Below are 7,276 nucleotides of genomic sequence, written 5' to 3' on the forward strand. Positions count from 1 at the left end.
GACCCTGGCCGCGTACGCCGAGATGGCGGTGGCCCAGGCCGCCGCCGGGGTCGGGATGGTCGGGCCGTCCGGGATGATGGACGGCCAGGTCGGCGTCGTACGCCGGGCGCTCGACGCCGCGGGACACCAGGACGTGTCGGTGCTCGCGTACGCCGTGAAGTACGCCTCGGCGTTCTTCGGCCCGTTCCGCGACGCCGTGGAGTCGGCGCTGGAGGGCGACCGCCGCGCCTACCAGCAGGACCCGGCGAACCTCCGGGAGTCGCTGCGGGAGGTGGAGCTGGACGTGGCCGAGGGCGCCGACATCGTGATGGTCAAGCCGGCGCTGCCGTACCTCGACGTGGTGTCGGCGGTCCGCGCGGCGGTGGACGTGCCGGTCGCCGCGTACCAGGTCTCCGGCGAGTACGCGACGGTCGAGGCGGCCGCCGCGAACGGCTGGGTGGACCGCGAGCGGGTGATCCTGGAGACGCTCACGTCGATCCGTCGCGCCGGGGCGCAGATCATCCTGACGTACTGGGCCGTCGAGGCCGCCCAGCTCCTCCGCCAGCGCTACTGACGGTCCGGCGGCGCCCGCCGTGGCCGTGCGGTCCGGCTCGGCGCCGGTGTTCCTCGTCGTCGCGCCACGTCGCCGCCCGGCGATCCGCTTCCGTCCCCGTTCCGTCGCGCGCGGAAGGAATAACTTTCCGTAACGGTCTGGTGAGCGGCCACTACACTCCTCCACCCACTTTGCTCTGCACTCACATACGCGCCAGTGACTCTGGGTGCCTGGTGCGTATGTGGGTGCAGAGCAAAGTGGGCGAGGGCGATTGTCGGTGGTAGCTGGCTCATCGGCGTCGTGCCTGGTCACGGGTTTGCATGCCGGACCGTTGCCGCGGACTGCTAGCGCGGCGTCGTCACCGAGAGTGAACCACCCGCTTGACGGGGCGTGGTTACGGACAGTTGCCAGGGTGGGCCCGCCCAGCCCTCGGTGGTTGTCCACAGGGCGGATGGTTATCCACAGGCGGGGTGGACGGGGTGGATCCGCGGTCCCCCGTCCGGCACGGTGTGGGGCATGTCGTCGCAGGAGCGATCGGAACGGGAGCAGGCGGAGCCCGCCGAGCACAACGAGCCCGCCGAGCCAGCCGGGTCCGCCGAGCCCGTCGAGCCGTGGCCGATCGTCGGGATCGTCCGGGCCGCCCGTCGTCGAGCCGACTGGAGCCAGCGGGAGCTGGCCCGACGCGTCGGTGTGCACCACGCCACCATCGGTCGCATCGAGGCGGGGCGGGTGACGCCCAGCCTCGGGCTGCTCCAGCGCGTTCTCGGGGCGGCCGGGTTCCGGCTGGCGGTGGTGGACGACCGTGGCCGGGTACTGCGTCCGATGCGTGACCGCGACGACATCCGCGATGGCGCCGACCGTCGGTACCCGTCCCACCTGGACACGATTCTCGATCCAGGGCCGGGCGAGTGGTGGGCCGACAGGTACGGACTCGCACGTCCGCCGGAGACGTTCTACCGCAACCGCCTGCTCCGCGACGCCCTACGGCGACGGAGCCAGTGGGAGGTGCGGGTGGCGAAGTACCGGACCGTACCGCCGCCCCCGGACGTGTTCCGCAGCGCACGGCGCCGGGCGATGCTCGACCCCGAGGGCATCCCGCAGGAGTGACGACGGCGGCCCGCCGGCCCAGGTGGGTGACCCGGGCCGGTGGGCCGCCGGCGTACGCGCGTGACGAGGTCAGTCGTCGTTGGTGATGGTGCCGGTGCCGACCGGGTCGCCCAGCAGCAGACCGGGCACGCCGGCCACCAGGAGCGTCAGCTTCTCGTTCGCCTCCCGCTTCCGGTCACCGTTGACGGTCACCGCGAAGGTGAGCGTCGTCTGGCCGGCGGCCAGGGTGCGGCAGCCGACGTACGGGTCGTAGTCGGAGCCGGCCTGCGCCGTGCCGCCGTACGTGGCGGCGCAGACCACGACCGGCTGCGACAGCGGCCGGGAGACGGTGACCGGGAAGGTCAGCGTGCTGGTGTCCCGGTCGCCCTCGACCACCGACGCGTCCCCGACGCTCAACGTGGCGCGGGAGCGGAACCGGGCCACCTGCGGGTCGTGGTCGCTGGAACCACGCGAGCCGTCACCGGCGAACTCGGCCGGCCAGTCGGCGTTGATGTGGGCCGCCCGCATCTGCACCAGGTCACCGTGCAGTGCCTCGTTGACGAACAGGTGGTCCAGCGTCTGGGCCTGCCCCTCGAAGCTGTACGAGTAGGCGGACGACGGCGCGTCGGCCAGCAGGTCCTCCCAGAGGTTGCGCATCCCCGCGTCGTACAGCGGCGCCAACTGGTCCGACGGGGTGGGGTTCGCCGCCGTCGCGATCGGGTCGTCGGGGCGGGGGAAGACGTTCAGGTCCCCGCCGTAGACCACTCGCGCGTTCCCGTCCGACGCCTCGATCGCGGTGACGATCGCGGCCCCGTACGCGGCCTGCTCCCGGCGCTGCCCGACCCGGCTGTCCGGCCCGGACGAGTAGTGGTTGCTCGCCGCCCACAGGGTGAACCGCTCCGACGAGCCCGGCGCGGCCGCGACGGTGAACTTGCCGAGCTGCGGCGCGCGGGTGAAGACGTTGGCGCCGTCCCGGCCGGTGCTGACGTCGACGTCGGCGGGGAGGACGGCGTTGAGCGCCTTCGGGTTCTGCACGTCGGCGTTGCCCGCCAGCGCGGCACCCCGGTACTGCACCGTCGGCGCGGAGCCGAGCAGCGGGTCACCGGCGGTCGCCTCGGCCAGCGAGACCCGGTCGGTCCGGTACAGGAACGCGGCGGTGATGCCGCGCGCGTCGGCGCCGGTCCGGTCGTACGCGGCCGCGTAGGTCGGTCCGCCGTTCGCCGCGATGGTCAGCGCCAGCTCCTGGAGGGTGTCCGGAGCGCCGTCGGCGTCGTTCGTGTCGCCGCAGGCCAGCTCGGTGCCGGAGACCGCGCAGATGTCCTGGTCCTCGGCCTCCTGCACCAGGATCAGGTCGGGGGAGTGCAGGTCCGTGGTGATCTGGTCGGCCAGCGCGGCGAGCTGCTCCCGGTACTCCTGCTCACTGCCCGGCACGTAGTCGAACGGCGGGCGTACTCCCGTGCAGCCGGCGTTGCCGGTGAAGTCGCAGCCGTCGAACGGGTCGTCGCGGAAGTCGTACAGGTTCTCGACGTTGTAGGTCGCGACCGCGACCTCCCGGGACCGGTCGGCCGGCTGCGGCGGGTTGTTCGCCGACGGGTCGGACCCGCCGGTGAACTGCGCCGACTCGACCTGGACGCCGTACTTCTCGAAGGAGTAGTAGAGGCCGCCCACCGCGTCGGCGGTCAGCGTGTCGAAGGTGTGCGCCGGCGGCAGCAACGCCGTGACGTCGCCGGTGGTGCCCTTGACGCCCATGCTGCCGAGCAGGATGCGCTGGCCGTTGCCGTCGTCGAAGCGGCGCGTCGGGTCGTTGTCCAACGGGTGCGAATCCCGGAACACCCGGCGGGCGTACGGGTCGGCGCGGTCCAGCAGCGGGTCGTCCCGGTCGATGACGTAGGTCTCGGCGTCGGCCGTGGAGCTGAAGACGTTCCGGCCGCTCACCGCGGCGCTGCCGGCCCGGACCCGCAGCCGGGCGCCCTCGTGCCGCTCCCAGAAGCGCTCCGCGTCGGCGAGGTCGACCGGCGGCACCGCGTCGGTGACCTGGACCGCCGTGTTCACGTCGACGCCGGAGGCGACCTTGCGAACCAGGGAGGCGCTGGAGAGCTGGGTCATGTTGAAGTACTCCGCGACCCGGGCCCGCACGACCACCTCGTCGCCCACCGTCGGCACGTAGCCGCCGATCAGCGAGGTGAACGTGCCCATGAAGACGAAGACGCCGTCCGAGCTGGTCGGGTCGCCGTCGGTGGCGTCGGCGCGGCTCTGGAGGAAGAAGCCCCGCTGGTCGCTGCCGTTGCTGGCGCGGGCCAGCGTCAGCTGGGTGACCACGCCCCGGACGTCCCACAGACGGTCGCTGCTGCCGCCACCGGTGGCCGGTGCGAGCGGTGACCGGTCGGCCGGGCCGGACTCGTCGTCGCGGGTCGGACCCTGCACCTGCCCGACCGTGACCTCCTCGACGACCTGCACGCTGAGCGTGCAGGTGGCGGTGCCGCCGTCGGCGTCGGTGGCGGTGACCTGGACGGCGTAGATGCCGCCGGCCAGGTCGGCGCTCGCCGTGACGGTGGCGCGGGCGGTGCCGGCGACCGCGTCGGCCGGGGTCAGGTCGGTACGGCTGATCGAACCGGCGGCCGGGGCCGGGGTGACCGAGGTGACGGCCACGTCGACGACGCGGTCGTCGGCGTCGGTGGCGGTGACCTCCCGGGTCCCCGCGGTGCCGGCGGCGGTGACCAGTGCCCCGCCGCAGGTGACCGACCCCGGCACGTCGACCGGGCCGCCTCCGTCGACGCTGTGCGCGCCCAGCCCGTCCACCGTGTCGGTGGCGAAGCCGGCCCACTGGGTGGCCGGGTCGAAGGCGTCCGACGGGTCGGCGTCGCCGGCCGTCACGGCGCCGAGCCGGCGCAGCGTGTTGTCGGCGGTGCTGGTCACGCCGCTGCCCCACTCGGTGCCCGGGTCGACGCCGACCTGGCCGATCGAGTCGAGCACCGTGGCGCCCCGGCGCAGCACGATCGCGTCGTCGCCGTTGAAGAGGCTCGCGCCGGTGGTCTGGTCGGCCTGGGCGAGGATCGCCGCGTTGGCCGAGGAGCTGGCGAGCACGAAGGCGTCCCCGGCGGCGACCGTGCCGGTCAGCGCCAGGCTGGTCGCCGGGGTGGTGGCGCCGTTGAAGTAGAGCTGGAGCTGGTATCCGCCGGAGGCCAGGTCGATGGCCGCTCCGGTGCCGTTGAACAGCTCGATCGCCTTGTTGTTCGAGGAGCCTTCGACGTACTCGGAGATGAAAAGGTCGGTGGGCGCGGCGCTGGCCGCGGTGGGTGCGACGCCGACGGCCGTGACGGTCACGGCTGCAGTGGCGGTCGCGAGCGCGGCAAGTGTGCGGCGCGGGCGCATGGGGCCTCCACGATGGGTGGACAGGATCTAACGCACGTTAAGGCGCGTGGTTGACCGGCGTCCATCCCCCATCGGACGGTTTCGTGAACTTCTGCCCGATCAGCGGCCTGCGTCCAGCCGGTGGACCAGCTCCGCGACGTCGACGCTGTACTCGCACCACTCCCGGTCCGGACGGTAGCCCAGCTCGGCGTTGACCTTGAGCATCGCCTCGTTGGCCTGCGCGTTCCAGGTCTGCACCTCGGTCAGCTCCGGCTCCGCCGAGCGCAGCTCCAGCAGCATCCGCGCCTTGATCGCGCGGTCGATGCCGTAGCCGCGGTGGTCCTGCGCGACGATCGTGTCGTACTGGTCGGCGCGGGTGGGATGCTGGGCCGGCACCACCACCTCGGTCAGGCCGGCCACCTCGCCGCTCTGCTCGTGCAGGGCGAGCACGATGTAGGGCTTCATGCCCCGCCGGTGCAGGCAGTCGAGGCTGTCCCGCAGCCGCTGCGGGTCGTACGAGCTGGGGCGCAGCTCGCCGTCGTCGACGTCGCGCACCTCGGCCTTGGCCCGGGCGTACGCCTCGATCAGCACGTCGGGCGGGCCGCCGGGCCAGAACTCCAGGTGGTAGCCCGCGCCGATGCCGGAGGACATCTCGGTCAGCTCGGTCCAGTCGACCGCGGTCAGGTCGAGCACGCTGCGGGTCTCCACGTACTCCCGGGTGAACCCGAGCGACTCGTAGAAGCCGACGGCGGGCGTGTCGCCGACCACCTCGACGCCGATCGAGCGGAAGCCCTCCTGGTAGACCCGTCGGGCCGCCACCAGGACCAGCGTGCGTCCCAGGCTGGTGCGCCGTACGTCGGGGTGCACCAGCACCTCCAGCACGCCGATGTCACCGAGCAGCAGCACGTGCACCTGGCCCAGGATGGCGCCCGCGGTGCCGTCGGCGGCCGCCTCGGCCTGCGCCACCCAGGAGATCCGCCGTTCGCCGGGCATCACCTCGGTGAGGTACTCCCGCAGGGAGTTCTCCCGCCACGGCGGATCCTGCGGCAGGTCGGCTGCCAGGATTGCGTTCAACGTGTCCAGCAGCGACGCGATCTCGGCGGACGACGCGGTCCTGGGGTCCCACTCGCGCACCATCACCCGTCTAGCTTGCCGCTAACGGCTGCTGGTGGGAAGGGTCCAGTTCTCCAATGTGCGCGGACGATCACGTCACGTACGGCTGGCCTGTCCGTAGCGGTTGGCGGTGTCGTACACGTCCTGGGCGTACCGCCGCACGTCGTTGTAGGACAGGATCGCGTTCCACCAGTCGCCGGGGATGGTGAGGTTCCGGCCGCCCTTGCACAGGTAGTTGCCGGCCGCGAGGGCGGCGTCGTCGATGTCGTGCGGGTCCCGGGCCGCGTCGTTGTCGGCGTCGGCGCCGACCTCCTGCCAGGTGGTCGGGATGAACTGCATCGGCCCGATCGCCCTGTCGAGCACGGGGTCGTCGTCCATGACGCCCCGGTCCGTGTCCGCGATCCGCATCCGGCCGCCCTGGCCGTCCAGCGGCAGGCCGATGATCTTCGGTAGCGCCTTGCCGTCCGCGCCCAGCCGGGCGCCGTTGGCGCTGCCGTGCCCCGACTCGACGTGGCCGATCGCGGCGAGGGTGGTCCAGCTCAGGGCGCAGCTGCGGTTGGTCTGGGAGAGCACCAGCTCGGCGTACCCGTACGCCTGGAGGGCGACCGCCGGAATGTTGACCTTCGGGCTGATCTGCGCGGCCCAGGCGGCGAGGGCGTCCGCGGGACGACCGGTGCCGACCACGGGCCCGCCGGACGGCACGCCGACCGTCGGCGCCCCGAGCGGCGCCGACCCGCTGGGCAGCGGGGAGGACAGGGGCGGCGGCGACCCGGCCGGGAACGCTCCGTCCGGCAGGCCCGTCGGCGCCGTCGCGTCGACGGCCACCGGGCGGGGCGCGCGGACCGTCGCCGGCACCAGCAGCGCGCCGGCCGCGGCGGTCGCCGCGACCAGGGCCAGCAGGAAGACACCGGGCAGGGTGAGCCGCCCGCTGGGGCGCCGCGACCAGTCGCGCGTCGACCGCGCGGCGGCCACCGCGACACGACCGGGCGGAGTGTGTACGGCGTGGGCGAAGGGCACCCGGCGCCGCCGGGCTGCCGGCGGACCCGCGGGCGTGACCGCGTCGGGCGACGGTGTCCCGGCGTCGCCGGCCGTCGTTCCCCGCCAAGCCGGAGCGGCAGCGGCGGATCGTCTCCGAGGAGCTGGGCGAGATCGTCGCGAAGTGGGGCGACGACCGGCGTACGAAGATCATCCCGT

At 73.3% G+C, this 7,276-nt stretch carries 3 protein-coding genes and 2 pseudogenes; 2 read left to right on the forward strand and 3 right to left on the reverse strand.

Annotated elements, in window-relative coordinates:
- Both AB0I76_RS18690 and AB0I76_RS18695 read left to right on the forward strand, forming a co-directional pair.
- Positions 1 to 553 (forward strand): annotated as a pseudogene (locus AB0I76_RS18690) (porphobilinogen synthase); the annotation flags it as partial.
- A 495-nt stretch (positions 554 to 1,048) separates the two neighbouring features.
- A complete protein-coding gene (locus AB0I76_RS18695) occupies positions 1,049 to 1,639 on the forward strand; it encodes a helix-turn-helix transcriptional regulator (protein WP_357036730.1) in 591 nt (196 codons plus the stop codon).
- 69 nt (positions 1,640 to 1,708) lie between these two features.
- Here AB0I76_RS18695 and AB0I76_RS18700 read toward each other — a convergent pair whose 3' ends face one another.
- From AB0I76_RS18700 to AB0I76_RS18710, 3 genes and pseudogenes are all read right to left on the reverse strand, one after another.
- Positions 1,709 to 4,990 carry a lamin tail domain-containing protein gene (locus AB0I76_RS18700; protein WP_357036733.1) on the reverse strand — a complete coding sequence of 1,094 codons (3,282 nt, stop codon included), beginning with the start codon at positions 4,988 to 4,990 and terminating at the stop codon, positions 1,709 to 1,711.
- A 99-nt stretch (positions 4,991 to 5,089) separates the two neighbouring features.
- Positions 5,090 to 6,106: a GNAT family N-acetyltransferase gene (locus AB0I76_RS18705; protein WP_357036736.1), complete on the reverse strand. Its 1,017-nt coding sequence runs from the start codon at positions 6,104 to 6,106 to the stop codon at positions 5,090 to 5,092.
- 72 nt (positions 6,107 to 6,178) lie between these two features.
- A pseudogene (locus tag AB0I76_RS18710) lies at positions 6,179 to 7,114 on the reverse strand (lytic murein transglycosylase); the annotation flags it as partial.
- Between the last annotated feature and the right edge of the window lie 162 nt (positions 7,115 to 7,276).

This window comes from Micromonospora sp. NPDC049799 (genome assembly GCF_040656655.1).
Taxonomy (GTDB): Bacteria; Actinomycetota; Actinomycetes; order Mycobacteriales; family Micromonosporaceae; genus Micromonospora.

Excerpts from the sequence above, each read along its gene's own strand:
- AB0I76_RS18695 (WP_357036730.1), top strand. The coding sequence starts at position 1,049 with ATGTCGTCGCAGGAGCGATCGGAACGGGAGCAGGCGGAGCCCGCCGAG.
- AB0I76_RS18700 (WP_357036733.1), bottom strand. The coding sequence starts at position 4,990 with ATGCGCCCGCGCCGCACACTTGCCGCGCTCGCGACCGCCACTGCAGCC.
- AB0I76_RS18705 (WP_357036736.1), bottom strand. The coding sequence starts at position 6,106 with ATGGTGCGCGAGTGGGACCCCAGGACCGCGTCGTCCGCCGAGATCGCG.